General features: G+C 63.9%; 25 protein-coding genes and 1 tRNA gene. 13 read left to right on the forward strand and 13 right to left on the reverse strand.

Annotated features, from left to right (window positions below; translation table 11 throughout):
* The first annotated feature begins 22 nt into the window (after positions 1–22).
* Complete coding sequence (locus HGK27_RS10820) at positions 23–790, forward strand: EF-hand domain-containing protein (protein ID WP_241127027.1); 768 nt, start codon at positions 23–25, stop codon at positions 788–790.
* Positions 791–1,068: 278 nt separating this feature from the next.
* On the opposite strand, the gene HGK27_RS10825 is transcribed toward HGK27_RS10820, so the two are convergent.
* From HGK27_RS10825 to HGK27_RS10835, 3 genes are all read right to left on the reverse strand, one after another.
* Positions 1,069–1,320, reverse strand: a complete 252-nt coding sequence (locus tag HGK27_RS10825) for an accessory factor UbiK family protein (protein ID WP_068081407.1) — start codon at positions 1,318–1,320, stop codon at positions 1,069–1,071.
* A gap of 97 nt (positions 1,321–1,417) precedes the next feature.
* Entirely contained in the window at positions 1,418–1,975 is a 558-nt protein-coding gene (locus HGK27_RS10830) for a TspO/MBR family protein (protein WP_206240538.1), read from the reverse strand.
* A 367-nt stretch (positions 1,976–2,342) separates the two neighbouring features.
* Positions 2,343–3,068 (reverse strand): TlyA family RNA methyltransferase, encoded by a 726-nt coding sequence (locus HGK27_RS10835; protein ID WP_206243037.1) that lies wholly within the window; start codon positions 3,066–3,068, stop codon positions 2,343–2,345.
* Positions 3,069–3,206: 138 nt separating this feature from the next.
* On the opposite strand from HGK27_RS10835, the gene HGK27_RS10840 reads away from it, so the two are divergent.
* The 3 genes from HGK27_RS10840 (at position 3,207) to yghU (ending at position 6,509) form a co-directional block, all read left to right on the forward strand.
* Positions 3,207–3,794: a hypothetical protein gene (locus HGK27_RS10840; protein ID WP_241127029.1), complete on the forward strand. Its 588-nt coding sequence runs from the start codon at positions 3,207–3,209 to the stop codon at positions 3,792–3,794.
* Positions 3,795–4,418: 624 nt separating this feature from the next.
* A complete protein-coding gene (locus tag HGK27_RS10845) occupies positions 4,419–5,513 on the forward strand; it encodes a branched-chain amino acid aminotransferase (RefSeq protein ID WP_206240539.1) in 1,095 nt (364 codons plus the stop codon).
* Between the two features lie 132 nt (positions 5,514–5,645).
* The gene (yghU, locus tag HGK27_RS10850; protein ID WP_206240540.1) at positions 5,646–6,509 is read left to right on the forward strand and encodes a glutathione-dependent disulfide-bond oxidoreductase; all 864 of its coding nucleotides are present in this window, start codon (positions 5,646–5,648) and stop codon (positions 6,507–6,509) included.
* Positions 6,510–6,543: 34 nt separating this feature from the next.
* Here yghU and HGK27_RS10855 read toward each other — a convergent pair.
* A tRNA-Gln gene (locus HGK27_RS10855) sits at positions 6,544–6,618 on the reverse strand.
* Positions 6,619–6,771: 153 nt separating this feature from the next.
* Complete coding sequence (locus tag HGK27_RS10860) at positions 6,772–7,548, reverse strand: alpha/beta fold hydrolase (RefSeq protein WP_206240541.1); 777 nt, start codon at positions 7,546–7,548, stop codon at positions 6,772–6,774.
* A gap of 86 nt (positions 7,549–7,634) precedes the next feature.
* On the opposite strand from HGK27_RS10860, the gene HGK27_RS10865 reads away from it, so the two are divergent.
* Both HGK27_RS10865 and HGK27_RS10870 read left to right on the forward strand, forming a co-directional pair.
* The gene (locus tag HGK27_RS10865; protein WP_206240542.1) at positions 7,635–8,519 is read left to right on the forward strand and encodes a LysR family transcriptional regulator; all 885 of its coding nucleotides are present in this window, start codon (positions 7,635–7,637) and stop codon (positions 8,517–8,519) included.
* Positions 8,520–8,586: 67 nt separating this feature from the next.
* Positions 8,587–9,168: a DUF1285 domain-containing protein gene (locus tag HGK27_RS10870; protein WP_206240543.1), complete on the forward strand. Its 582-nt coding sequence runs from the start codon at positions 8,587–8,589 to the stop codon at positions 9,166–9,168.
* Here HGK27_RS10870 and HGK27_RS10875 read toward each other — a convergent pair.
* On the reverse strand, positions 9,156–10,043 hold the full coding sequence (locus tag HGK27_RS10875; RefSeq protein ID WP_241127031.1) for a LysR family transcriptional regulator: 888 nt from the start codon (positions 10,041–10,043) through the stop codon (positions 9,156–9,158). The two genes, HGK27_RS10870 and HGK27_RS10875, sit on opposite strands and share 13 nt — an antisense overlap.
* Before the next feature lie 89 nt (positions 10,044–10,132).
* On the opposite strand from HGK27_RS10875, the gene HGK27_RS10880 reads away from it, so the two are divergent.
* From HGK27_RS10880 to HGK27_RS10895, 4 genes are all read left to right on the forward strand, one after another.
* Entirely contained in the window at positions 10,133–11,080 is a 948-nt protein-coding gene (locus HGK27_RS10880; protein ID WP_206240544.1) for an NAD(P)H-binding protein, read from the forward strand.
* A 121-nt stretch (positions 11,081–11,201) separates the two neighbouring features.
* Positions 11,202–12,776 (forward strand): carbon-nitrogen hydrolase family protein, encoded by a 1,575-nt coding sequence (locus tag HGK27_RS10885; RefSeq protein WP_241127032.1) that lies wholly within the window; start codon positions 11,202–11,204, stop codon positions 12,774–12,776.
* 70 nt (positions 12,777–12,846) lie between these two features.
* Positions 12,847–13,443, forward strand: a complete 597-nt coding sequence (locus tag HGK27_RS10890; protein ID WP_206240545.1) for a ribonuclease T2 family protein — start codon at positions 12,847–12,849, stop codon at positions 13,441–13,443.
* A gap of 74 nt (positions 13,444–13,517) precedes the next feature.
* The gene (locus tag HGK27_RS10895; RefSeq protein WP_206243046.1) at positions 13,518–14,270 is read left to right on the forward strand and encodes a class I SAM-dependent methyltransferase; all 753 of its coding nucleotides are present in this window, start codon (positions 13,518–13,520) and stop codon (positions 14,268–14,270) included.
* Positions 14,271–14,274: 4 nt separating this feature from the next.
* On the opposite strand, the gene HGK27_RS10900 is transcribed toward HGK27_RS10895, so the two are convergent.
* Positions 14,275–15,075: an alpha/beta fold hydrolase gene (locus HGK27_RS10900; RefSeq protein WP_206240546.1), complete on the reverse strand. Its 801-nt coding sequence runs from the start codon at positions 15,073–15,075 to the stop codon at positions 14,275–14,277.
* A gap of 4 nt (positions 15,076–15,079) precedes the next feature.
* Positions 15,080–16,261, reverse strand: a complete 1,182-nt coding sequence (locus tag HGK27_RS10905) for an MFS transporter (RefSeq protein WP_206240547.1) — start codon at positions 16,259–16,261, stop codon at positions 15,080–15,082.
* A 103-nt stretch (positions 16,262–16,364) separates the two neighbouring features.
* Between HGK27_RS10905 and HGK27_RS10910 the strand changes: the two genes are divergently transcribed.
* Entirely contained in the window at positions 16,365–16,847 is a 483-nt protein-coding gene (locus HGK27_RS10910) for a MarR family winged helix-turn-helix transcriptional regulator (protein WP_206240548.1), read from the forward strand.
* A 70-nt stretch (positions 16,848–16,917) separates the two neighbouring features.
* On the opposite strand, the gene HGK27_RS10915 is transcribed toward HGK27_RS10910, so the two are convergent.
* Both HGK27_RS10915 and HGK27_RS10920 read right to left on the reverse strand, forming a co-directional pair.
* Positions 16,918–17,367: a pseudoazurin gene (locus HGK27_RS10915; protein ID WP_241127034.1), complete on the reverse strand. Its 450-nt coding sequence runs from the start codon at positions 17,365–17,367 to the stop codon at positions 16,918–16,920.
* Between the two features lie 189 nt (positions 17,368–17,556).
* Complete coding sequence (locus HGK27_RS10920) at positions 17,557–18,114, reverse strand: rhodanese-like domain-containing protein (protein ID WP_407674614.1); 558 nt, start codon at positions 18,112–18,114, stop codon at positions 17,557–17,559.
* Positions 18,115–18,189: 75 nt separating this feature from the next.
* Between HGK27_RS10920 and HGK27_RS10925 the strand changes: the two genes are divergently transcribed.
* Together HGK27_RS10925 and HGK27_RS10930 are read left to right on the forward strand one after the other, a co-directional pair.
* Positions 18,190–18,921: a quinoprotein dehydrogenase-associated SoxYZ-like carrier gene (locus tag HGK27_RS10925; RefSeq protein ID WP_206240549.1), complete on the forward strand. Its 732-nt coding sequence runs from the start codon at positions 18,190–18,192 to the stop codon at positions 18,919–18,921.
* Positions 18,918–19,892 carry a quinoprotein relay system zinc metallohydrolase 1 gene (locus HGK27_RS10930; protein WP_206240550.1) on the forward strand — a complete coding sequence of 325 codons (975 nt, stop codon included), beginning with the start codon at positions 18,918–18,920 and terminating at the stop codon, positions 19,890–19,892. Before HGK27_RS10925 ends, HGK27_RS10930 begins: the two co-directional genes overlap by 4 nt.
* A gap of 78 nt (positions 19,893–19,970) precedes the next feature.
* On the opposite strand, the gene HGK27_RS10935 is transcribed toward HGK27_RS10930, so the two are convergent.
* The 3 genes from HGK27_RS10935 to acs form a co-directional block, all read right to left on the reverse strand.
* Complete coding sequence (locus HGK27_RS10935; protein WP_206240551.1) at positions 19,971–21,590, reverse strand: PQQ-dependent sugar dehydrogenase; 1,620 nt, start codon at positions 21,588–21,590, stop codon at positions 19,971–19,973.
* A gap of 130 nt (positions 21,591–21,720) precedes the next feature.
* Positions 21,721–22,248, reverse strand: coding sequence for a cytochrome b (locus HGK27_RS10940; RefSeq protein WP_206240552.1), 528 nt, complete (start codon positions 22,246–22,248; stop codon positions 21,721–21,723).
* Positions 22,245–24,200: an acetate--CoA ligase gene (gene acs, locus HGK27_RS10945; RefSeq protein WP_206240553.1), complete on the reverse strand. Its 1,956-nt coding sequence runs from the start codon at positions 24,198–24,200 to the stop codon at positions 22,245–22,247. The genes HGK27_RS10940 and acs overlap by 4 nt, the downstream gene beginning before the upstream one ends.
* Positions 24,201–24,226 lie beyond the last annotated feature (26 nt).

Raw genomic sequence — 24,226 nt, forward strand, 5'->3', positions numbered from 1 at the left:
GTCGGAACCATAAGGATTATCGATGCGCCTTTCCTCGCGCAGGCTCGCCCTGCCGCTCGCCACCATCGTTGCAACCCTGATCGCCGCCAGCCCGGCCATGGCGCAGATGGGAGGCATGGGTGGCATGGGAGGAATGGGCGGCGGCATGGGCGGCGCCGGTATGGGTGGCGGCCCCGGCGGCGGCGTTGACCACGGCCCCGACATGCCCGTCGGCCCGCGCGGCCCCCGCGACATGAAGCCCATCTCGCTCAAGAAGTTCGACGAAGCCGTCGAAAGCATGTTCCGTGCCGCCGACGCTGATCACAACGGCATCGTCACCCTCGCCGAGTTCAACCAGGTCGTCACCGCCCGCCGCGACGCCATCATCCGCGCCCGCTTCAAGGTCATCGACACCAACCACAACGGCCAGATCGACGAGAACGAATTCATCGCCTGGCAGGGCAAGCTGGGCTCAACGGCGCTGTCGGACAACGGCAATGGCGAATTCGCCGAGATCATCCCCAACAGCATCGGCCCGGTGCTGGGCGACGGCGAGCGCGACACCGCCCTCTCCATCGCCGTCGAACCGCTCAACGCCGTGGTGATCGCCAAGGCCAACACCGACTACGACGCCGGTATGAGCCTGCCCGAACTGCTGGCCTATGAACACATTCGCTTCGACAAGGCCGACACTGACAAGGATGGCACCCTGTCCAGCGACGAGATCGACAAGCTGGCACCCGGTCGCGGTGGTCGTCCGGGCGGGTTTGGTGGAGCGGGTGGTCCCGGTGGTCCGCCGCCGCGTCGATAAGGGGGTTAAGGAAGAAGAGTAGAAGCGAGGGGGTTACCCCCTCGCGCTCCCATGACGTCTTCCGACGCTAGGGCAGCGGCTTCCTATCGCAGCGCCCCAACTCTCCACCTGTGCAAGATAAAGGCGCCGCAGGCAGAAAGCCCCGGCGCCCTTACAACAGCTTCGGAATTTTAAAGCCTGCGGCGCAGCATCCTTAGCTCTATGGCCGAACCCGAAGCGCTACGCAGACATTAAAGGGAGCGCGAGGGTTATGACCCTCGCATCTTCCCTTAAACTTCTTACTTCGCAGCCAGAGCCGCCTCCAAAGCCGCAACCCGCTCCTTCAGAGCCTCAGCCTCTTCACGGGCACGGGCAGCCATCGTCTTGACGGCATCGAACTCTTCACGGCTCACGAAATCCAGACCGCCGAAGGTCTCGCGCAGCTTTTCGCGCGCGCCGTCGCGGGCTTCGCGGGTGGCACCGGCCAGCGTGCCCGCCGCGCTGTTCATCAGCTTGACGACATCGGCCAGAAGGGGGTTTTCGCTCTGCATGGGTCAGGTCCGTTCGGATAGGTGTTGTCTTGGGGCCCGTGATACCACGAGTCCGCTTGGGCACGCCTTAACGCCACGATGCATAGCGCGCCAGCCTTCAGAACGTTACATGCACAGAACCGGCAGCAGCCTGACCGGCTTCATGAGCATCGGGGTTAAGGCTCAGCACCTGCCAGTTGAGCAACGTGGCGAACAGCACCCAGGCCATCACCGGCGCCAGCAGCCATGCCGCCACAGGGCGCAGGCGTGCAAAGAGAAAGATCGATGCGGCCAGCGTGATATCCATCACCACCACATCGCCCATCGCCAGCGCAATGTTATGCTGGCCGAAGAAGATCACCGACCAGGCGAAATTGGCCAGCAGATGCAGCGCGAAGATGCCGATGGCGAGCCCTCGCCCATGGGAACCGCGCGCGCTGGCGATCATCGAAAGTGCCACCCCCATCAGCACATAGGCCACGCTCCACACGACCGGAAAGGTGGCGGGAGAGGGGTAGAGCGAGGGCTTGACCAAGGCCGCAAACCACGGATTGTCCGGCCCGCTGCCCGAAGCGGAGGCCGAGACAAAGCCCAGCAGCAGCATGGCGGGCACGAACACGATAACCCAGCGCAGCAGGCCGGCCATCAATTGGCGCGAAGAGGCAATCTCGGTCATGCGGTAGGAGACCCTGCTCGAACGATGAAAGGCATCCTGCCTGTCGCGGCTGACATTACGGAAAGATCCCGGTGTGGAAAAGGATTCTTGTGCGGTGAACCGAGTGCCTTCACGTTGCGCAGGTCGATCGGCGGGGCGCGCGGCAGACTGGTGCATCGTGGAGGTCATAAGGCGGGAGAACCTTTGCATGAGATCCTTAACAAGGCGTTCATCATGCCACGATAAAGCCCCCGCGCAAGCCATCGCCTACGGGTTATTCCGTTTCGGAGGCGATTGCCCGCAGGCACTTGCCTCCGTCTATTCCGCTATGTAGAAATTCAGCCCCTTGGCGGTTTGGATTGCGCCCTCAGGCCGGAATGCGCGCCCTTTAGCTGCGTTGGGCGCAGATCAGGAATTCCACATTGCCTTCAGGCCCGGTGATCGGGCTTTCGACAATGCCGTCAACCACGAATCCCAAACCTTCCACCCATGTCCGCACCTCGGCGCAGACGCGCTCATGCAGCACGGGATCGCGCACCACGCCGCCCTTGCCCACTTCGGTGCGTCCCACCTCGAACTGCGGCTTGATCAGCGCCACAAGGCGGCAGGCAGGCGCGGCCAGCTTCAGCGGCACATCCAGCACCTTGGCCAGACTGATAAAGCTGGCATCGCAGACCACCCAATCGCAGGGGCGATCGATCTGGGCGGGGGTCAGCACGCGGGCGCTGGTCTGTTCCAGCACGGTGACGCGCGGGTCCTGACGCAGCTTCCACGCCAGCTGATTGGTGCCCGAATCGACCGCAAAGACATGATCGGCGCCTTTGGTCAACAGCACATCGGTAAAACCGCCCGTCGAACTGCCGATGTCCATCGCCGTAACGCCCGTGGGGTCGAGTTGGAAATGATCGATGGCATGGGCCAGCTTGATGCCACCCCGGCTCACCCATGGATGATCGCGCCCGCGCGTTTCCAGCGGCGCATCCTCAGGGATGGTCTGACCCGGCTTGGCGATCTTTGTCTCGCCGGAAAACACCAGCCCGGCCAGCACCAGCGCCTGAGCGCGCGACCGGCTCTCGACCAGCCCGCGATCGACCAGCGCCTGATCCACGCGGATCTTGGCCTTCTTGGCGGGGCGGCCGGAAACGGGATGGGGCGGTTTGGAATCAGAAGACTGGCTCAAGCGGAAACCTGTTGGCGGTGAATGGATGGTTCGACTCTTGCCGAGCCGGGCCCCTCATTCCATAGGGAGGCCATGAAGGCAAATCGCGCTCTTTCGCCCCATCTGTCGCCCCGGCCCTCGCGCCCTGCCCTGCGGCTGCGCGGCGCTCTGGCCTGCGGGTTGATCGCCCTGCTGGCGGCCTGCGCCAGCACGCCCCCGCCTGCCCCGGCACCGCGCCCTCAGCCGGTGCGCCCGGCGCCGACACCACCGCCTCCGCCGCCGCCAGCCCCCGTCGCTGACTGGCGCGATGCCCCCATCACCCCGGGCGACTGGCATTGGGCACGCGAAGGCGCCGAATCGGTTGCCCGCTTCGGCGCGCCCGGCAGCAGCCGTTTCGTGATCCGCTGCGCCGCCGCCAACCGCACCATTTCGCTCGACCTGCCCAATCCGGGCGCGAGCCAGAATGTCAGCATGACGCTGATCACCGCCAGCCAGACCCGCGCCCTGTGGCTGCAGCCGCGCGGCGCCTGGCTGGAAACCGTGCTGAATGCCCGCGATCCGCTGCTGGATGCCATGGCCTTTTCGCGCGGCCGTTTCGCGGTGAAGGCCGATGGCGTGACCGCGCTCTATGTGCCGAGTTGGCCCGAGGTTTCGCGCGTGATCGAGGATTGCCGCCAGTAAGGGCCAATCGGCAAAGGAGAGCTGCGGTAAACCGCTGATCGCAGCGCTGTTGATAAGATCAGCCTGCCGCGAAGCGCACAGCATATTGGCAGCAATAAATCGCAATTCAAGTCTTGTTGTGCAGCGCAAAAGGAGTCACACCTCATGTCAAGGCCAGTCGGTCGATGCCGGTTGGCCCCGTCGCAAGGGTTGGGTCGGTGCCGTGCCACAAGATCCTCCTCGCGGCCAACTTGGCTCAACAGCGCGAAAGGAGGTGATCCGATGTCTCATGGTTCAGCAGAGAGGTCGGCAACCCGCATCGCGGAGCATTATCGCTGAGTTTCGATTAAGCGATAAAGGCTTCGTGGCGGCACTTTCTGGCCGCTGACCATGCGAAGGGCTGTGATGGTGACGGGCCATCGCAGCCCTTCTCATTTGGGCAAAGAGTTTGTTTGCAAATCCGGCGAAAGCGCATTTTCCAAACACCCCCTGAGTCATTGTTTCCTGCGTGAAACTGCCATCTTTGCCCCCTGATCGCCCTGTGCTAGATCAGAAGCTTCGTGCATTTTTATGTCTCAAGACTTGCTCTGGGTGAAATTTTAGTACAAAGAGCCACCCATCCGAGTCCCCCAAGGAGTAACCATCATGGCGAGTGCCGCCGAACTGACCATCACCCCCCTGCCTCACCCTGCCCCCACCCCGGCGGATGTGCGCGCGGCTGTGCTGGCCAACCCCGGTTTCGGCACCAATTTCACCGACCATATGGTGACCATCGAATGGACCGAGGGCAAGGGCTGGCATGATGCCGTGATCGGCCCGCGCGGCCCCATCCCGCTCGATCCGGCGGCCAGCGTGCTGCATTACGCGCAGGAAATCTTCGAAGGCCTCAAGGCCTACAGCCATGCCGATGGCGCCATCGCCATGTTCCGCCCCGAGGCCAATGCCGCGCGCTTCAACGAGAGCGCCAAGCGCCTCGCCATGCCCACGCTGCCCGAAGAACTCTTCGTCGAGGCGATCAAGACGCTGGTGCTGGCCGACCGCGACTGGATTCCGCAGCAGGATGGCGCCTCGCTCTATCTGCGCCCCTTCATGATCGCCACCGAGGCGTTCCTCGGCGTGCGCCCGGCCAAGAACTACAAGTTCATCGTGATCGCCTCGCCCGCCGGCAATTACTTCAAGTCGGGCGCGCCCGCCGTGTCGATCTGGGTCAGCCAGTATACCCGCGCGGCGCCGGGCGGCACGGGCGCGGCCAAGTGCGGCGGTAACTATGCCGCCAGCCTCGTCCCGCAGGCCGAGGCCATGGCGCTGGGCCACGATCAGGTCGTCTTCCTCGATGCCGCCGAGCATAAGTGGATCGAGGAACTGGGCGGCATGAACCTCTACTTCGTCTTCGAGGACGGTTCGCTGATCACGCCGCCACTCTCGGGCACGATCCTGCCGGGCATCACCCGCGATTCGATCCTTGCGCTCGCGCGCGAGGAAGGCCTGACCGTCCGCGAGGAGCGCTACAGCATCGACCAGTGGCGCGCTGACGCCGCCTCGGGCAAGCTGCTCGAAACCTTCGCATGCGGCACGGCGGCGGTGGTCACGCCGGTGGGCAAGGTGTCGGACACTGACAGCAGCTTCACCATCGGCACCGGCGGCCCCGGCCAGACGACCGGCAAGCTGAAGGAACGCCTTGTCGCCATCCAGCGCGGGCAGGCTCCGGACACGCATGGCTGGGTGAAGAAGCTGGCCTAAACGCTTCTGCACGCCGGGATTATTTCGGCGCGGCGATCTATTATCGATTCGCATAAGGCGTCCCTCTGGCAAGGCCGGTTGGGGCGCCTTATCTGTTCACCGACAATGCCCCCCAACAGGAGTGCCCACCCGGTGACAGAGACTTACACGCCCCCCAAAGTCTGGACATGGGACAACAAGCCCGGCGTTTCCGCCGCCGCGCTCAACCGTCCCGTCGCGGGCGCCACGCATGAGAAGGAGCTGCCGGTCGGCGAGCATGCCTTCCAGCTTTATTCGCTGGGCACGCCCAACGGCCAGAAAGCGACGATCATGCTGGAAGAGCTGATCGAGGCCGGTCACGACGCCGAATATGACGCGTGGTTTATCGGCATCGGCGATGGCGACCAGTTCGGCAGCGGCTTTGTTGACATCAACCCCAACTCCAAGATCCCGGCCCTGCTCGACCGTTCCGGTCCCGAGCCGGTGCGGGTCTTCGAATCGGGTTCGATCCTGGTGCATCTGGCCGAAAAATTCGGCGCCTTCCTGCCCACCAGCGGCAAGGCCCGCACCGAGACGTTCAACTGGCTGATGTGGCAGATGGGCTCGGCCCCCTTTATCGGCGGCGGCTTCGGGCATTTCTACTTCTACGCGCCCGAGAAGATCGAATATGCCATCAACCGCTATGCGATGGAAACCAAGCGCCTGCTGGACGTGGCTGACCGCCGTCTGGCCGAGAGCCGCTTCCTGGCGGGCGATGACTACACCATCGCCGATATGGCCACCTTCGGCTGGTTCCGCGGGCTGATCCAGGGCGATGCCTATGGCGAGGCCAAGGAGTTCCTCTCCACGCAGGACTACACTCATGTGAACCGCTGGGTGGCCGAGATCGACGCCCGCCCCGGCACGCGCCGTGGCCGCTTCGTCAACAAGCCAAGCGGCGGTTTGCGGGAGCGTCATTCTCCGGCGGATTTCGAAGCGCTCGATCCCGCGTTGCTGGCCAGAACCGTACCCGCGTAACGGCAGTTCACAAACAACGATCATGTCAGGAAATTGGCTGGGGCGGGAGGATTCGAACCTCCGCGTGGCGGTACCAAAAACCGCTGCCTTACCGCTTGGCTACGCCCCAGCATTCGTGCCCGCTCCGGGGCCGAGGACGCGCGCTTTGCCGTATTTGGTTTCGCGGGGCAAGAGGGGAGACGGGATTTTTTCACCCCGTTTCCCCTCCTCATTCTGAAAAACGTTCCGGATAACAACCTTGAGCGCCGGTCCGCGCCGGGCCTTAAGCGGCGTCCAGCCAGTCGCGCAGCAAAGCGTTGGTGTCCTCGGGCTTTTCCAGTGCCGCCATATGGCCGCATTCGCGCACCAGATGGAAGGTGGAGCCGGCAATCGCCTCATGCATCTCCAGCGCGTGAGAGACCGGCGTCACGCGGTCATCATCGCCCACCACGATCATCGTGGGCACGGTGATACCGGGCAGCACCGTGCTGAAATCGGGCCGGGTGAGGATGGCATTCTGCTGGCGAAGGAAAGCATCGCCCCCCACGCGCGAGGCCATGCTGCGCATCTGGCTGCCCACCTGCGTTTCCATCTGCGAGCGATGGATCAGATTGCCCAGCAGCCCATGGGTGATCCCCACGAACTTGCCGCGCTTCAGCGATTCCATGCCCGCCCGGCGCTGCGCCGCGCGCTCGGCGGTGTCGGCCCGCGCGCTGGTATCGACCAGCGCCAGCCGGGCCACACGCTCGGGCGCCTGCCGCATGATTTCCAGCGCGACATAGCCCCCCATCGACAGGCCAACCAGCGAGAAGCGCGCAGGCGCCGCCGCCAGAGTGCGGCGCGCCATGGCCTCGATCGTGTCGTCCAGCGTCAGGTTCGCGATCATCGGCGCGCAGACATCGGCCAGCGCCTCGACCTGGTTCTGCCACAGGCTCTGGTCACAGAGCAGGCCGGGCAGGAAGACGGTTGGTTCCAGCTTCGCGCTGGTGTCGTTCGCGGCACCCGTCACGGCAGGGGCGAAAGACGGGTAAGCCGGGGAAAGCATGGTGGAACTGTGCATTTTCAACCTCCGCCCCCGATTTGGCGTTGCACTTGCCATTTGTCCAATACATGAAAGACGCGATTGCTATACGCTGGAGGTATGGAGTGGAGCTAAGGCATATCCGCTATTTCCTGACCGTGGCCGAGGAAGGCAACTTCACCCGCGCCGCGCAGAAGCTGGGGATCAGCCAGCCGCCGCTCAGCTCGCAGATCAAGGCGCTGGAAGAGGCACTGGGCGCGCAGCTGTTCCACCGCATCCCGCAAGGCGCCGAGCTGACCATCGCGGGCAAGGTGTTTCGCGATCGCATCGCCGCCATTCCCGACCTCATTGCCGCCGCGGTGCGCGATACGCAGCGCGCCGCCAAGGGCGAAACGGGCTCGGTGCGCGTGGGCTTTACCGGATCGGCGGCCTTCAACCACCGTGTGCCCAACACCATCCGCACCTTCCGCCGCAAATTCCCCGAGGTGGAATTGAGCCTGAGCGAAGACAATTCGCAGGGCCTAGTCACCGCCCTGCTGGCCGGCACGCTGGACGTGGCCTTTATCCGCCCGACATCGGTGGATCACACCGGCCTGCGCATCTATCCGCTGGAGGAGGAGCCGCTGATCGTCGCCCTGCCTTCCTCGCGCGTGCCGCCCGGCGATCCGGTGCGGCTGCTCGATCTGGCGCAGGAGCCGCTGATCGTCACGCCGCGCAGCCTGGGGCCGACCCTGTTCGACGAAACTTTGGCCCTGTGCCGCAAAGCCGGTTTCGAGCCTATTTTGGGGCAATCCGCGCCTCAGGTTGCCTCGGTTCTGGCGCTGGTGGCCGCGGAAATCGGCTTTGCCCTGGTGCCGGATTCGATGCGCGATACCTCGCTGCGCGGTGTCAGCTATTATGCGCTGGAGGAGACGGCTTCGGTGACGCTGGCTCTGGCGCTCCGCTCGGAGGAATATGCCCCCGCCGTGCTGGCCTTCACCGCCGAAAGCCGCTTTCCCGAGCATGATTGATGGCCATCGCCACCCCGGTGCCTTATGGCAGCCTCAAGCGTTTGCACCTTCAGGAGGGCCACGTGCCATGACCAATCCGCCCGAGGCCATCATCGGCCTGACGCTGAACGAGATCGCCAGGCTCGCCGATGAGGGCAAGCTGCCCCCGGTCGAAAACTGGAACCCGCCCCATTGCGGTGACAGCGCCATGCGTATTCTGGCCGATGGCACATGGCTGCATGAGGGTTCCCCCATCGGGCGCCCGGCCATGGTGCGCCTGTTCTCGACCGTGCTGCGCCGCGAGGAGGATGGCAGCCATGTGCTGGTCACGCCGGTGGAGAAGCTGTCGATCGCGGTCGAGGATGCGCCCTTTGTGGTGGTCGAGATGAAAAGCGAGGGCGAAGGCAAAGAACGGCGTCTGGCCTTCCGCACGCATGTCGGCGATCTGGTGGTGGCCGGGCCGGATCATCGGCTCAGCCTTGAGGACCGGGGCCATGGCGCGCGGCTCTATCTGCATGTGCGCGGGGGGCTGGATGCGCTGATCGGGCGCCCGGTCTATTACGAACTGGCCAATCTGGCGCTGGATGAAACGGCCTCTCCTGATGGCACCATCGGCCTGTGGAGCGAGGGCACCTTCTTCAGTCTGGGCATGCCGGTTCAGGAACCGTAAGCGTCGAAACAGGCCACCAGATGGTCGAAGACGGCGCGCACGCGCGGCACATGACGCAGATCCTCATGGGTGACGATCCATGTCTCCAGAGGCGCAATCGACAGATCGGGCAGCACCGCGCGCAAGGCCGGATCACGCTGCCCCAGCGGTGTCTGCATCACCGCAATGCCCAGACCCGCGCGCGCTGCAGCCAGTTGCGCGGGATGGGAGTCGGTGCGGATGGTCACGCGGTCATGGGGCAGATCGGGAAACAGCTGCGCCATATAGGTTTGGTCGGCAAGGCTGCGGTCCGGGCCGATGATATCGTGGGTGTTGAGATCGGCCAGTGTGCGGGGCATGCCCCGCCGCGCCAGATAGTCGCGATGAGCAAACAGGCCCAGCGGGATCGCCGGCACTTTGCGCGCCACCAGCGCCGCCTGCTTCGGCGGATGCATGCGTACCGCCAGATCCACCTCCTGATCGAGCAGATTGGCCGAGGCATTGCTGGTCACGATCTCAAGGATCAAACCCGGATGCTTCTCGCGCAGAGAGGCGAGCATGGCGGGCAGCACCTCGATCCCCACCATATCGGAGACGCTGAGCCGCACCGCCCCCGCCACCTCTCCGGGCGGGGCCGAGGCGGCGCGGACAAAGGCCTCTGAGGCGCGGGCCATGGCGGCGGCGCTGTCTTTCAGCGCGCGGGCCTGCTCGGTCGGCACCAGCCCGCGCACGGAGCGGGTGAACAGCACCACACCCAGCGCCTGTTCCAGCGCCTCGATCCGCGCCCGCATCGTCGGCTGCGCCACGCCCATAGCCCGTGCGGCAGCGGAGAGGCTGCCCGCCTCAAGCACGGCAAGGAAAGCGCGCTGATCCTCCCAATCGATGATTTTGTTCATCAAAAACCTTTCAGCTGATGAAAGCAATCAGGCAATTTTCTCTCGACTAGTCCCGAAGCATATCTGGCGCAACAGCAAGGAGACAGGCGATGCAAAGCGGGAAGAAAGCTCTGGTTCTGGGCGCGACAGGCGGGATCGGCGGAGAAACAACCACGGCACTGCTGCGCCATGGTTGGCAGGTGGTGGCGATGGCGCGCGATCCCGCCAAAGGGGCGCTTGAAGGCGTCCATTGGGTGAAGGGCGATGCCATGGCCGCGGCGGATGTGTTGCGGGCGGCTCAGGGCGTTCAGGTGATTGTCCATGCGGTCAATCCGCCGGGCTATCGCGACTGGAACCGGCTGGTGCTGCCGATGATCGACAACAGCATCGCGGCGGCTCGAGCCGTTGGCGCGCGGCTTGTTCTGCCCGGCACGGTCTACAATTACGGGCCTGACGCCTTTCCTGTGGTGCGGGAAGACGCTCCGCAGCACCCGCTCACCGAAAAAGGCCGCCTGCGCGCGGAGATGGAACGCCGGATGGAAGTCGCCAGCCATGATGGCGTGCCAGGGCTGATCCTGCGGATGGGCGATTTCTTCGGGCCGGTGCCGGGCAACAACTGGTTCGGTCAGGGGCTGGTGACGCCGGGCAAGCGGCTCGCTGCCATCACCAGCCCCGGCGCCAAGGGCATCGGCCATGGCTGGGCCTATCTGCCCGATGCCGCCGAGACCATCGCCCGCCTGCTGGACCGCGCCGACGATCTGGAACCCTTCGCCCGTTTCCATTTTACCGGCCATTGGGATGCCGATGGCACCGCCATGATCGAGGCCATCCGCCATGCGCTGGGCCGCAAGCTGCCGGTGCGCCCCCTGCCCTGGTGGCTGCTGCGCCTTGCCGGGCTGTTTCAGGAAACCCCGCGCGAGATCGTCAAGATGCGCTATCTCTGGCAGCAGCCGCTGCGGCTCGACAACCGCAAGCTGGTCGGCTTTCTGGGCGAGGAACCTCATACGCCGCTGGAAGAGGCGGTGCGCGCCACGCTTCAGGCGCTCCATGTCGATTAAAGGCGCAAAACAGGCAACTTAGCGCGGCCTCGCGGGTTATCTCACCAAAGGCGGCCCAAAGGTGATTGTGCCCGGTGTTGTCGCTTGCCCGCACCATCTATCCGCAAAGGATCGCCGCCACGTGTCGACCGCACCCAAGCTGATCATCCGCAAGGCCCGGCTGAAGGACAGCCACGCCATCGCCGCCTTGTCAGAACGCGTTTACGGCCATGCGGGATCGATGACGGAAGAACAGATCCGCGCCCAGATCAACAAATTCCCCGATGGCCAGCTGGTCGCCGAATATGAGGGGCAGATCGCGGGTCATTGCGCCACTTTCATCATCTCCGAAAAGGTCGCGCTCAAACCCCACAGCTGGTTCGAGATCACCGGCAATGGCTATGCCTCCCGCCATGATCCGGATGGCGATGTGCTGTATGGGATGGAGGTCTGCGTCGATGCGCGCTTCCGCCGGTTGCGCATCGGCCAGCGCTTCTACCGTGTGCGCCGGGAACTGTGCGAGCATTTCGAGCTGAAAGGCATCGCCTTTGGCGGCCGCATGCCCGGCTATGCCCGCCGCCGCCGCGAATTTCCCGATCCCAAGGATTATCTGGAAGCGGTGCAGAACAAGCGCATCCGCGACACGGTCATCAATTTCCAGATGAACCAGGGCTATGAGCCGCTGCGCGTGCTGAAGGATTACCTGCCTGTCGACCATGAAAGCATGGGCCACGGCATCTTGATGTATTGGGCCAACCCGCTGGCCCCTCAGGCGGTCAACACGCGCACGCTTGCGCCCCATGGCCGCCTGCCCGCCAGCGTGCGGATCGCCACGGTGCAGTTCCAGATGCGCCGCATCTCGGCCATCGAGGAATTCGAGGAGCAGGTCGAATATTTCATCGACGTCGCATCGGACTATAAGGCCGATTTCGTGCTGTTTCCCGAGTTGTTCACGCTGCAATTGCTGTCCATCGATGCGGGCAAGCTCTCGCCCATCGACGCGATCCGCAAGGTGGCCGCCTATCGGGACCGCTTCTGCGCCTTTATGGAAAGGATGGCGGTCAGCTACAACATCAACATCATCGGCGGATCGCATCCCACCCAGATCGAGAACGATCGCGGCAAGGAAGAAATCCGCAACATCAGCTATGTCTTCCTACGCGACGGAGCGACCTTTTCTCAGGAAAAGCTGCATCCCACGCCATCGGAGGCGCGCTGGTGGAACATCAAGGGCGGCTATGGCGCCAATGCCATCCAGACCGACTGCGGCCCCATCGGCGTGATGATCTGCTACGATTCCGAATTCCCCGAACTCGCGCGCCATCTGGTCGATCAGGGGGCGCTGATGCTCTTCGTGCCCTTCTGCACCGATGAGCGGCGCGGCTATCTGCGCGTGCGCTATTGCTGCCATGCCCGCGCGGTGGAGAACCAGTGCTATGTCGCCATGTCGGGCGTGGTGGGCAATCTGCCCAATGTGGAGGCGATGGACATCCATTACGCCGAAAGCGCGATCCTGACCCCTTCCGACTTCCCTTTCGCCCGCGATGGCGTCGCCGCCGATACGGCGCCCAACACCGAGACCATCGCGATTGCCGATGTCTCGCTGGCCGATCTGCTGAAAAGCCGCCAATCGGGCGCAGTGCAGAATTTGAAGGACCGGCGTTTCGATCTCTACCGCGTGCATTGGAAGAAGATCCGGCAGCCCAAGCCCCAGTGACTTGTGGTGTCTTGAAATCTCCACATCACACAGCTTTAGTGCGGCCCCTCACCCGTGGAGACTGCAGATCATGACGAACAGCCGAGGCCTTGCAACACTGGCCCTTTCTGCCGCTCTGGCGATGGCCCTGCCCGGTGGCGCTCAAGCAGGCGATGTCGGCAAGCGCGCGCCCGGCGCTTTCGACTATTACGTGCTGGCGCTCAGCTGGGAGCCGGGTTTTTGCGCCACCACCACCGGCCATGCCGATGAATGCCGCGCCCCCAAGGGCTTCGTGCTTCACGGCCTGTGGCCCCAGCTTGAGGGCGGCGACTATCCCAGCAATTGCGACGGCCCCGCGCTCACCGCCGATCAGCGCCAGCAGTGGGGACCGATCTATGCCGATCCCTCGCTGATCAACCATGAGTGGCCCAAGCATGGCACCTGCTCGGGCCTGACGCCCACGGCCTATTTCCAGCTTTCCAGCAAGGATGTGGCGGCGGTGACCATTCCGGCGGCCTATCGCGCCAATGCGATCCTGCGCAAGAATGACATTCCCGCGATCACCAAGGCCTTTCTGGCCGCCAATCATGGCATGACGCCTGCCGGTCTGCGGGTGAGCACGCGCAATGGTACCGTCACTGAAGTCACCATCTGCCTGACGAAGGATGGCGCCTTCCGCACCTGCTGATGCAGGCGATGGTCGAACTGGTTCCGATGGGCTTGGCATGATAGGGCCAGCCCATATTTTCAAGGAGATGCACCATCGCCTCTGAAACACGGAACTGGTTCGACCAGGGCGGCTCCGCCTATGCCCGCTATCGACCCGATTATCCGCCGGAGCTGGCCTCCCATCTGGCCGACATCGCCCCTTCGCGGAAACTGGCGCTGGATGTGGGATGCGGCAACGGCCAGTTCACGCGCCAACTGGCTGAAGCTTTCGAGAGCGTCATCGGCCTCGACCCCAGCGCCGAGCAGATCGCCCATGCAGAGGCTCATCCGCGCGTGACCTATGGTGTGGCGCCCGCTGAAAACCTTGGCCTTGAAGATCAGCGCGCCGATCTGATCACGGCAGCTCAGGCTGCGCATTGGTTCGATCTGCCGCGTTTCTATGCGCAGGCGCAGCGCGTGGCCGCGCCCGGCGCGGTGCTGGCGCTGATCTCCTATGGCGTGATGCAGCTCGGTCCCGATCTGAACGCCCGTTTCCAGCACTTCTACACCGCCGAGATTGGCCCCTATTGGCCGTCCGAACGGCGGCTGGTCGATGAAGGCTATCGCGGTATCGACTTTCCTTTCCGCGAACTGCCCCCACCCCGCATCGACATCGTGAGGGAATGGTCTGCTGACGCGCTGCTGGGCTATACCTCGACATGGTCGGCGGTGCGCAATGCGCGTGAGGCAGGCAAGGAAGCGCTGCTGGACGCCTTTTCCCAAGACCTGCTGGCCCTGTGGGGCGATCCCGACGCGCCGCGCACCATCCGCTGGCCCATCGCCATGCGCGCCGGGATACTCGACTGACCGCCTAGGCCTGCTTCAGAAACTCCAGCATATGGCCCGTAAAGGCCTGTGCGCTGTCGACATTGGCGATATGTGAGGCGCCCTCGACCTCTCGATACTGGCCGAGTGGCGCAAGGTCAGCCATCGTCTTGATCGACGTTGGCGTCGCCATGCGATCCTCGCTGCCCGCCAGAAACAGCGTAGGATGAGCCAGATCGGCAAGCCTTTCGCGGCAGTCAAAATCCGTGATCCCGCGGGCCACATGGGCCAGCGAGGGACCATCGGCACTTGCCGCGATGCCGTGCCAGACCTGATAGGTGCGCAGGCCCTCCGCTGTCGCCTGAAACGCGGGCGAGACCAGAGAGGGCCAGTTCTGCTCCAGCCTCAGCACCGGGCCGTGAGGCTGCTCGAAAATCGCGGCCCAGCTTTGCGCCATCGCCTTGAATTGCGGCGCCGTGGTGGCGGCAAAACTGTTGGCCACCACCAGCCGCCCGAAACGTTCAGGACTGCGCAAAGCCAGCTCCAGCGCCACCATCCCGCCCAGCGACAGGCCGACCATATCCGCCGTCTCGATCTGCAAATGATCGAGCAGAGCCAGCGTATCATTGGCCATGTCAGACACACCGAATGGTCCATCCAAAGCCCCCGAAGCCCCATGCCCGGCATGATCGGGCACGATCACGCGATAACCGGCCTCCACCAGAGCAGGCACTTGCGGCGCCCATGCCCGCCCCGAATTGCTGATGCCATGCAGCAGAAGCACAGGCCGCCCCTCGCCATGGCTGAAGTAATAATTGGTGCGGGTGCCAACCGTATAGAAAGACATGGGATCAGGCTCCGTAAAGGGGAAGCGGGGAAAGGCGGTCGCCGGGGCGCAGACCAGCGGCCAGCACGGCGAGCAGCAGGCACAGCGCCGCCATCAGCCACCATGCCGGGGTCAGGTCGGAAAGGTTCTGGCGGATCACCCCGGCCAGCAGCGGCAACAGAGCGGCGAGCAGATAGCCTCCGCCCTGAACGAAGCCCGCGATCTGCCCGGCCTGCGCAGGGCTTTCGCCGTGATCCATCGCCACGATCAGGCCGAGCGGGAACAACGCCCCGATCCCCAGCCCCGCCAGCCCCGCCGCCGCCCAAGCCAGCGTCAAAGGCGCCAGACACAGGCAGAGCATTCCCGCCAACAAAGCCGCAATGGCCAGCAAGATCATCGGCCTGCGGTCAGCAAAGCGCCCGACGCCGAAGGAAACGGCAAGCCCCGCTACCACCTCGGCCAGCGTCAGGGCGGCCAGCATGGCGCCTGCCTGCCGCGCGGACCAGCCCAGCCCGGTGTAGTAAGGCGGCAACCACGCCAGCACGAGCGTATAGGCCCCGGTCCCCAGCCCGAAAAAGCCGAGCAGCCGCCAGGCCCGGCGATTGCCCCAGATCCTTGTGGCGGTGCTGCCTTGCGGGGCCTTCTGCGGGGGCGGACTTGCCAGCCACCACGCGGCTATGGCGAGCACGGCAGGCAAGGCCCAGATTCCTGTCGCAACCAGCCAGCCTTGAGTTGATGCGATGCGGGGCGCGGCAAAACTGGCCAATGCTGCCCCGCCCATGATCGCCGTGGAATAGAGGCCCATCATCGCCGGGGCGCGGTCTCCGGCGTGATGGCGCAGCAAAGAGGGCATCAGCGCCTGCACAATCGCAATCCCAAAGCCGCCGATCACGGCCGTGACCAGCAAGGCGGGCACCGTAGCCCATTGCCAGCGCGCCAGACAGGCCAGCATGATCGCCGTCAGCCCCAGAGCGATCCCGCCCCTTTCGCCCAGCAGCGCCCTCACCCGCGCCGCGCCGAGCAGGCACAAGCCCATCAGCATCACCGGCAGGCTGGTGAGCAGGCTGGCCTGACTGTCGGTGAGCCCCGTATCGCACTGGATCTGATCGAGCAGCGGCCCGATCGAGGCCAAGATCGGCCGCAGATTAAGACCGACAAGCAGGATGAGCGCCGGAAACAACGCCCGGCGGGGCAAAGATGCAGACATGATGGTTCTCCGCGTGTGACAAGGCACTCTTGCGAGCAAACCCGTCACCGGTGTATCTTGATATAGAGTTATTTATCTCTACGTCAAGATATATGGAGGCATCATGGACCGAGCCGAGCAGGCCGCCGCGCAATGGGCGCGCGAAAGACCCGATCTGGAGACCGGACCGATGATGCTGCTGGGCCGTCTGGCCGAGGCGGCGCTGGTCACCGCGCGCGAAAGGCTGAACCCGCTTTTCGCGCAGCATGGGCTGCAACCGGGCGAATTCGATGTGCTGGCCACCCTGCGCCGCAGTGGCACGCCTTTCGCCCTGACGCCGACCGATCTCTATGAGGCGGCGATGATCTCCTCAGGCAGCATGACCAACCGCATCGACCGGCTGGAAAAGGCCGGCCTTGTCGAGCGCCGCCCCAATCCGCAGGACAAGCGCGGCACGCTGGTCGCGCTGACCGCGCAGGGGCTGGATCTGATCGACAGGCTGGTTGGCCTGCATGTCGCCAACCAGCAGTCTATCGTTGCCGGGCTGGAGGCGGAAGAACGGCAGGTGCTGTCTGACTTGCTCGCCAAGCTGCTGGCGGCGCAATAAAAACCCTCCCCCGGCAGCCCCCCAACGGGCGCCAAGGGAGGGCTTTATAACCCGACGAAAAGCCTGTGGCTTACTTCACCTTGTCCAGCAGCGGCGTCATGCGCTTCTTGGCCATGGGGGGCAGGTTCACGGCCTTGGCGGCGGCGATTTCGGCGGGAGTCACCTTGCCGACCTGGATCAGTGCAACCATGCCCATGGTGTAGTGCGGCATGCACTTCACGCCATAAAGGCCCGGCTTGCTGACCGTCACCGAGACATCCTTGCCCATCACGCCCTTGAAGGCCGAGGCGCCGGCGGGCAGCAGGCTGGGAATGCTCTCGGCATTGTGCGCAGCATCGGTGGGCTCGAAATGGATCACGTCACCGGGGGCGGCCTTCACGAAGGAGGGTTCGAAGACCATCGCGCCCTCGGCGCCGGTGTTCTTCATATGCACGACGATTTCCTTGGCCGAGGCGGTCAGCGGCATGGCCGCCAGCGAAAGACCCAAGGTAGCAGCAGCAAGCGCAAGGCGCATGGACATCAGATTTCTCCTGAAATTTTATCGTTTTCTCCCCGGCGCAGGCCCGGGCTTGTGCTCCGGTTTCGCCGCAAGCGCGCCTGCTCACAATTGGTCTTTGGAACAAGACCGCGATGTTATGAGAAGGTGCCCTTGCCCCTTTTTTCGCATCAGCGCCGTGAATAAGGGATGCATAAAGCTTGCAGCCGGGCGTCAGTTTCGCTCGGGTGCAGCATCGACCAACTTCAGGCCAAGCTCGCGCCAGCCATCCGTCCCCTCGGCCAGCCAGCGAACATTGCGGTAGCCCAGAGCATGCAAGCGCCGCGCAGCATTCCAGCTCATCCAGCAATCGGCGAGGCAGAAGGTGACGATCATCCGCTGCCGATCGCCCGAGGAAAGACGCGCAATGCCATGCTCGAACCAGCGCGCAATAGCAGGCGACAGCTCTCCGCGCCCGGCCTCGGGGAACCAGTGCGCGCCCGGGATGCTGGGGCGGGGCATGGCCAGATGCCATGTGCCATCCTCATCGCGATGCCCGCCCTCTGCCGGGAGCACATCGATCAGCAAGGCGCGATCCCGCAAATATGCCACCTCTTCAGCCGTGATGCGCTGCACGCCCTCGGGCGCGGCGGGCACGGGGCCGCGATAATGGCTGATGCGATAGCCGTCCGCATTGAACAGAGGTTCCGATGCTGCAACATCGGGCGGCGCAGCATGGATGACAGCCGGCACCAGCAACATGGCCCCCGCCAGGATTGTTCTGCGCTGCATCGCCTGCCCTCCAGACCCAAGGTGCAATGGTAGCAGGCCCCCACCTCCTGTAACCACGGACTTTGGGAGAAGGACATGACAGAACAAGCCGCCAGCACGGCCTATCCTGCCGATCCGCTGGGCTCGCCCATGTGGGAGGCCCATGCACGCATGATCTTCGAGCATGATCCGGTGCGTTTCGAACCCGCTCTCAAACTCTCCATGCCGCAGATTGCCGAGGATCAGCACCGCTTCCCCGTGGCGCTTGATGCGCGCGGCTTGGGAGAGGTCAAACGCATGGTGATCTTCGCAGATCTCAACCCCATCCCGTTGGCCGCCGATTACCGCCCGATTGCCGCCGCGCCCTATCTGGCGATCCGCATCAAGCTGGACCAGCGCACGCCGGTGCGCGGCGCGGTGCAAATGGCCGATGGCACATGGCTCGTGAACGGCGCCTGGGTCGATGCGGCGGGCGGCGGCTGCTCGGCGCCTCCGGTCAGCCGGGTGCGCGGCGACTGGGCGCAGCATCTGGGCGAAATTCGCGGCGGCGCATGGCCGGGCGAGCATGGCGCCGCACGCCTGCGCTTCGTCATCCGCCATCCGATGGACACCGGCTTTGTCGCCAACATCCCGACCTACAACCTTGAAACGCTGAGCCTGTCCTCGGCAGGCAAGGTGCTGGGCACGATGGAGATCTGGGCCGCCATGTCCGAAGACCCCGCCTTCACCCTGATGCCCATGGCCACCACGGGCGAGGCGATGACCATCGCCGCCCGCGACACCAATGGCCGCGATTATACAGCAACCGTTACGGTGCCTGCATCATGACCCTCTCGCGCCGCGCCGTGCTGGGCGGCCTGATCGCCAGCGTCCCCGCCACGGTTCCCACCGCTGCCATGGGTGCCGCGACATGGGCGGCCCTGACCTATCCGATTAACCCCATTCCCATTGCCGATGGCATCTGGATGGTCGCCGGCGCTGACGAGCCGATCCAGCGCGACAATGGCGGTGCCATCGCCAACATCACCATCATCGCCACGCCCGCAGGCACGGTGCTGGTCGATAGCGGCCCCTCGCTGCGCTATGGAGAGGCGCTGAAAACCGCCGCCGAGCAGCTGACGGGTCGCAAGGTGATCCGCGTCTATATCACGCATCTCCATCCCGATCATGCCATGGGGCTTGGCGCTTTTCCGCGCGAGATCGTGGCCGCATTGCCCAGCACCATCGCCGATATCCAGCGCGACGGTCAGGGTTTTTCCGATGGCATGTACCGCCTGCTCGACGACTGGATGCGCGGCACCGATCTGAAGCTGCCCGGCCTGCCGATCCACGTCGACCACGAAGATTTCGCAGGCCGAACCCTGCGCCTGATGGCTCTGTCCGGCCACAGTTCTGCCGATCTGGCGATTTTGGACGAGCAGACCGGCACGCTGATCGGCGGAGACCTGCTGTTCCACCGCCGCGCCCCCGCCACCCCCACCGCCGATCTGAGCCGCTGGCGCGAGAGTCTGGCAATGCTGGAGAAGTTGCCTCACAAATGCGCTGTGCCGGGGCATGGACCTTTCGATCCCTCTGGCCGAGAAGCCATCGCCCAGACCCGCGACTGGATCGACTGGCTGGACACGTCTTTGAATGACGCCGTGCGCAGTGGGCTGGATATGGTTGAGGCCGGAGAGCTGGCGATCCCCGCGCCCCTGTCTGTCATGGCCGCAGGGCGGTATGAGTTGCAGCGCAGCGTCTCGCATTTTTATCCGGCACTGGAGAGCAGATTGCTGCCCCGGATCGACAACGTCGGCTAGAGCGTTTTCAAGCCGGGTGGGATCATCTGACACCTTACGAAACCACCCAGCCCGGAAAATTCCGGGCTGGGTACTCTATCATGATCCAGCCTTGCGGCGCTTCAAGGCCGCCATGATGTTATCCAGCCTGTCCTCGGGGACGCCCAGAATGGGCATGGTCGTTCCAGGAGCGATGGAGGACGGATTCTTGATAAACTGCCGCAATATCTGCTCATCCCACACACCCTGTCTCATGGATTTGAGTGCTGGCGAATAATGTTGATAGTCAGACGAAGCGATATTTCGTCCGTAAACACCAGCCAGTGCAGGACCAAAGTCTGTCGATTGATCGCCGGATAACGTATGGCAATTGGTGCATTCCGCGAGACTACTGTCCTGATGATCCAAAAGAGATGGGAAGCTTTGGTTTTTCACCCCCTGATCACGGCTTAACACCAGCAGCGTCCCCTCATCCGTCCAGATGATGATGCGAGGCCCATCCTGCACGATATCGCGCACCCTGTGGCCAATGCGGATGGGTTCGCTGAAAAGCACACGCCCGTCCTTGATCCGAATACGGTACAAGCTCTGGCCTTTCAAAGAACCGACCAGAAAATCACCATCCCACGCCGGATCGAAGCCCTTCAGAAGGACGATCTGGCTCACGGCCACCGCCGGAACCCAGGCATAAACGGGATCTTCGAAAGATGGCTTCATGCCCAGCGTGTCGGCAAGCGCTTTCCCTAGGCTTCCGGGCTTGTGATAAACGTAGGAAAAATAGTTCTGCCCTGATGTTTCGAACGGCCAGCCATAATTACGGCCCTTGATGATCCGGTTTAATTCATCGCCGCCTCGCGGGCCATTCTCGGTTTCCCAAATGTCGCCATTGGGTGCCACCACCAGTCCCAGAGGCACACGATGTCCGCGACTGACCAGCTCGACCCGCCCCGAGGCCAGATCCATGCTGTAAATCTTGCCCCAGGGATTGCCGAGATCCTGAGCCACAGGAAAAGCGCTCGTATCCAGATTGTAATCGCCGATCGCAAAGATCAGGGCATTGTCCTTGAACGCCAGTTTCCCGCCCCCCGCGCGGCCGGAATAAAACTCCTGACTGTGCAGCAAGGGCCCTTGAAAGATGATCTCCCAAGAAGGGTGAGGCCCGGGCCAGCCCTTGGAGCGGGCCAGCGTGAAGCGTGTTGCCCCCGATGCCTCATCATAGGCTTCGAAAGAGGCATAGACCTGCCCGCTCTGGGATCTCACCTTGATGTCATGGGCCTGAAGGCTGGACGGGTCGAGAGGAAATGCCGCATGCTTGACAAACGCATCGACGTTCAGCGGCAGCTTGGGCAATCCGCTCGGCCTGATGCCCCCGCCCGAAACCAGCCATGTTGAACCCAGCCTGTCCAGCAGGAGCAGGTCGTGGCCCGCTTTCGCGATCGCCCCGCCCTGCAGCGGCAGATCGATCTTGTCCCGGATCGCGATGTCCTCAAGCCGGATGGGCAGAGCATTGCTCTCCAATGCTGTGACCAATCCGCCCTGCCTCAGATCGATTGAGCCGGACTGATCGTGTCCAACCCTGACTTCCGGTGCCCAATAGGCTGAAAAATTATCCCGGGGCTGAAGCAACAGGTAAAAACACAGGTAAAGGAAAACACCAATCAACATTAAGGATGATACCGGCAGCGATACCTTCTGCCGAAGAAACCTCAATATTGGCATAAGTCCTGAAAATCCTGCACAATTTCCAGGACGATCTAACGCGATGGGATGACAGTGTCCAGCGGTGAGGAGCTGCCGCCTTCCTCTGTTCAAACATGCGCACCGATTTTCTGGATTTTGCCTGCTTGAACTATCCGATCATCCTCTGCAAAATCCCATCCTTCAGCACAAAGTGATGCCGCAGCGCCGCAGCCATATGCAGCACGATCAGCGCACCGAACACCAACCCCAGCACCCCATGCGAACCGCGTGAAACCTCAACCAGTGCGCTGCCTTTCGCCACCGCGAATTTCGGCACGGCGAAAAGGTTGAACCAGCGCAGTGGATACTGCCCGGCAGAACTCATCACCCAGCCTGTCAGCGGCAACACCAGCATCAGGGCATAGAACAAGCCATGCAGCCCATGCGCCGCCCCCTTTTCCCAGCCAGGCATCTGTACAGGCAAAGCTGGCGGGCGATGCGTCAAACGCCACACAATGCGCAGCAACGTGAGCGCCAACACCGTGAGACCGATGCTCTTGTGCAGCGGGATCACCGGCCAATCCTTGTTCACATAGGCGTGGGCGATGCCGATCAGAATGTTGGCGATGATCAGCAGCGCGATCGTCCAATGCAGCAGACGCGCTCCACGGTTGTAGCGCTGCGCGGGGGCGTTCATACCGTCACCGCTGCCAGACGGGTGCGAACAAGATCCTCCACCACGGATGGGTCGGCCAGCGTGCTGGTGTCGCCCAGAGCCTGAGGCGAGACCTCGCCCTCGGCGATCTTGCGCAGGATGCGGCGCATGATCTTGCCGCTGCGGGTCTTGGGCAGGCCTACGGCAAACTGGATCACATCGGGCGTGGCGATGGGGCCGATTTCCGTCCGCACCCAGCGCGTCAGAGCCGCGCGCAGTTCCTCGCTGGGCTGCTCGCCGGTGTTGAGTGTGACATAGGCATAGATGCCCTGCCCCTTGATGTCATGCGGCATGCCGACCACCGCCGCCTCGGCCACGGTGGCGTGCAGCACAAGGGCGCTCTCCACTTCAGCGGTGCCCATGCGGTGGCCCGAGACGTTGATGACGTCATCCACGCGACCGGTGATCCAGTAATAGCCGTCCGCGTCGCGGCGGGCGCCGTCTCCGGTGGTGTATTTGCCGGGGAAGGTGCTGAAATAGGTCTGGAAGAAGCGCGCGTGGTCGTTCCACACGGTGCGCATCTGGCCGGGCCAGCTGCGAGCGATCACCAGATTGCCCTCGCAGGCGCCAGCCAGCACATGCCCCTCGCCATCGACGATCTGCGGATCGACGCCGGGCAGAGGCAGGGTCGCGCTGCCGGGTTTCAGGGCGGTGGCACCGGGCATGGGGGCGATCATGGCGCCGCCTGTTTCGGTCTGCCACCAGGTGTCGGTGATCGGGCAGCGATCCTGTCCCACGGTATGGTGATACCAGCGCCAGGCCTCGGGGTTGATGGGTTCGCCCACGCTGCCCAGCACGCGCAGACTGGCGCGGCTGGTGGTTTCCACATGATGGTCGCCCTCCTTCATCAGGGCGCGCAGCACGGTGGGGGCGGTGAACAGCGTCTGGACCTGATGGCGGTCCACCACCTCCCAGATGCGCGATGGCGTGGGCCAGTTGGGCAGGCCCTCGTAGATCAGCGTGGTCGCGCCATTGGCCAGCGGGCCATAGAGGATGTAGCTGTGGCCCGTGACCCAGCCGACATCGGCAGCGCACCAGTAGATCTCGCCGGGACGATAGTCGAAGCACAATTCGTGCGTCAGGCTGGCCCAGAGCAGATAGCCTGCGCTGCTATGCACCACGCCCTTGGGCTTGCCGGTGGAGCCCGAGGTGTAGAGCAGGAACAGCGGATCTTCGGCATTCATGGTTTCGGCGGGGCAGTCGGCTTCCACCGTGGCGGCGGCTTCATCGTACCACATGTCGCGGCCCGGTTGCATGGCCACCTGCCCGCCGGTGGCACGCACGGTGATAACATGGCGCACGCTGGTGCAATGGGTCAGCGCCTGATCGACATTGGCTTTCAGAGGAATGCGCTTGCCGCCCCGGCGCCCTTCGTCGGCGGTGATGACCACGCTGGAGTCGCAATCGGTGATGCGCCCGGCCAGCGCCTCGGGCGAGAAGCCGCCGAAGACCACCGAGTGGATCGCGCCGATGCGCGCGCAGGCCAGCAGAGCCATCGCCGCCTCGGGGATCATCGGCAGATAGATGGTGACGCGGTCGCCGCGACGCACGCCTGCGTCCTTCAGCACATTGGCGAAGCGACAGACCTCGGCATGGAGTTGGCGATAGGTGTAGCGGCGGGGCTCTTCCTTCGGATCATCCGGTTCCCAGATGATGGCGACCGCATCACCACGCTCGGCCAGATGGCGGTCGAGGCAGTTGGCGGCGACATTGAGCTGCCCGTCGGCGAACCATTCGATACCGAAATCGGCTTCGTTGAAGCTGCTGCGGCTGGCCTTGGTGGGGGCCTTGATCCAGTCGAGGCGCTTGGCCTGTTCCAGCCAATAGGCCTCGGCATCGCCCAGAGAGCGCTCATGGGCGGCGGCGCGGGCGGCGGCATCGTAGAGCGCGTCTTGCGCCCAGCTGTCGGGGACCGGATACAGCTCGTCGTTCATGGCATACTCTCTGTTTTATAGGTTCG

The sequence above is a fragment of the Novosphingobium terrae genome (assembly GCF_017163935.1).
GTDB classification, from domain to species: Bacteria; Pseudomonadota; Alphaproteobacteria; order Sphingomonadales; family Sphingomonadaceae; genus Novosphingobium; species Novosphingobium terrae.

Bases quoted from the DNA above. Each gene is read 5' to 3' on its own strand.
- HGK27_RS10820 (WP_241127027.1), top strand. From the start codon at position 23: ATGCGCCTTTCCTCGCGCAGGCTCGCCCTGCCGCTCGCCACCATCGTT.
- HGK27_RS10825 (WP_068081407.1), bottom strand. From the start codon at position 1,320: ATGCAGAGCGAAAACCCCCTTCTGGCCGATGTCGTCAAGCTGATGAAC.
- HGK27_RS10830 (WP_206240538.1), bottom strand. From the start codon at position 1,975: ATGACCGAGATTGCCTCTTCGCGCCAATTGATGGCCGGCCTGCTGCGC.
- HGK27_RS10840 (WP_241127029.1), top strand. From the start codon at position 3,207: ATGAAGGCAAATCGCGCTCTTTCGCCCCATCTGTCGCCCCGGCCCTCG.
- HGK27_RS10845 (WP_206240539.1), top strand. From the start codon at position 4,419: ATGGCGAGTGCCGCCGAACTGACCATCACCCCCCTGCCTCACCCTGCC.
- HGK27_RS10860 (WP_206240541.1), bottom strand. From the start codon at position 7,548: ATGCACAGTTCCACCATGCTTTCCCCGGCTTACCCGTCTTTCGCCCCT.
- HGK27_RS10870 (WP_206240543.1), top strand. From the start codon at position 8,587: ATGACCAATCCGCCCGAGGCCATCATCGGCCTGACGCTGAACGAGATC.
- HGK27_RS10875 (WP_241127031.1), bottom strand. From the start codon at position 10,043: ATGAACAAAATCATCGATTGGGAGGATCAGCGCGCTTTCCTTGCCGTG.
- HGK27_RS10880 (WP_206240544.1), top strand. From the start codon at position 10,133: ATGCAAAGCGGGAAGAAAGCTCTGGTTCTGGGCGCGACAGGCGGGATC.
- HGK27_RS10890 (WP_206240545.1), top strand. From the start codon at position 12,847: ATGACGAACAGCCGAGGCCTTGCAACACTGGCCCTTTCTGCCGCTCTG.
- HGK27_RS10900 (WP_206240546.1), bottom strand. From the start codon at position 15,075: ATGTCTTTCTATACGGTTGGCACCCGCACCAATTATTACTTCAGCCAT.
- HGK27_RS10905 (WP_206240547.1), bottom strand. From the start codon at position 16,261: ATGTCTGCATCTTTGCCCCGCCGGGCGTTGTTTCCGGCGCTCATCCTG.
- HGK27_RS10910 (WP_206240548.1), top strand. From the start codon at position 16,365: ATGGACCGAGCCGAGCAGGCCGCCGCGCAATGGGCGCGCGAAAGACCC.
- HGK27_RS10915 (WP_241127034.1), bottom strand. From the start codon at position 17,367: ATGTCCATGCGCCTTGCGCTTGCTGCTGCTACCTTGGGTCTTTCGCTG.
- HGK27_RS10920 (WP_407674614.1), bottom strand. From the start codon at position 18,114: ATGCAGCGCAGAACAATCCTGGCGGGGGCCATGTTGCTGGTGCCGGCT.
- HGK27_RS10925 (WP_206240549.1), top strand. From the start codon at position 18,190: ATGACAGAACAAGCCGCCAGCACGGCCTATCCTGCCGATCCGCTGGGC.
- HGK27_RS10930 (WP_206240550.1), top strand. From the start codon at position 18,918: ATGACCCTCTCGCGCCGCGCCGTGCTGGGCGGCCTGATCGCCAGCGTC.
- HGK27_RS10935 (WP_206240551.1), bottom strand. From the start codon at position 21,590: ATGCCAATATTGAGGTTTCTTCGGCAGAAGGTATCGCTGCCGGTATCA.
- HGK27_RS10940 (WP_206240552.1), bottom strand. From the start codon at position 22,248: ATGAACGCCCCCGCGCAGCGCTACAACCGTGGAGCGCGTCTGCTGCAT.
- acs (WP_206240553.1), bottom strand. From the start codon at position 24,200: ATGAACGACGAGCTGTATCCGGTCCCCGACAGCTGGGCGCAAGACGCG.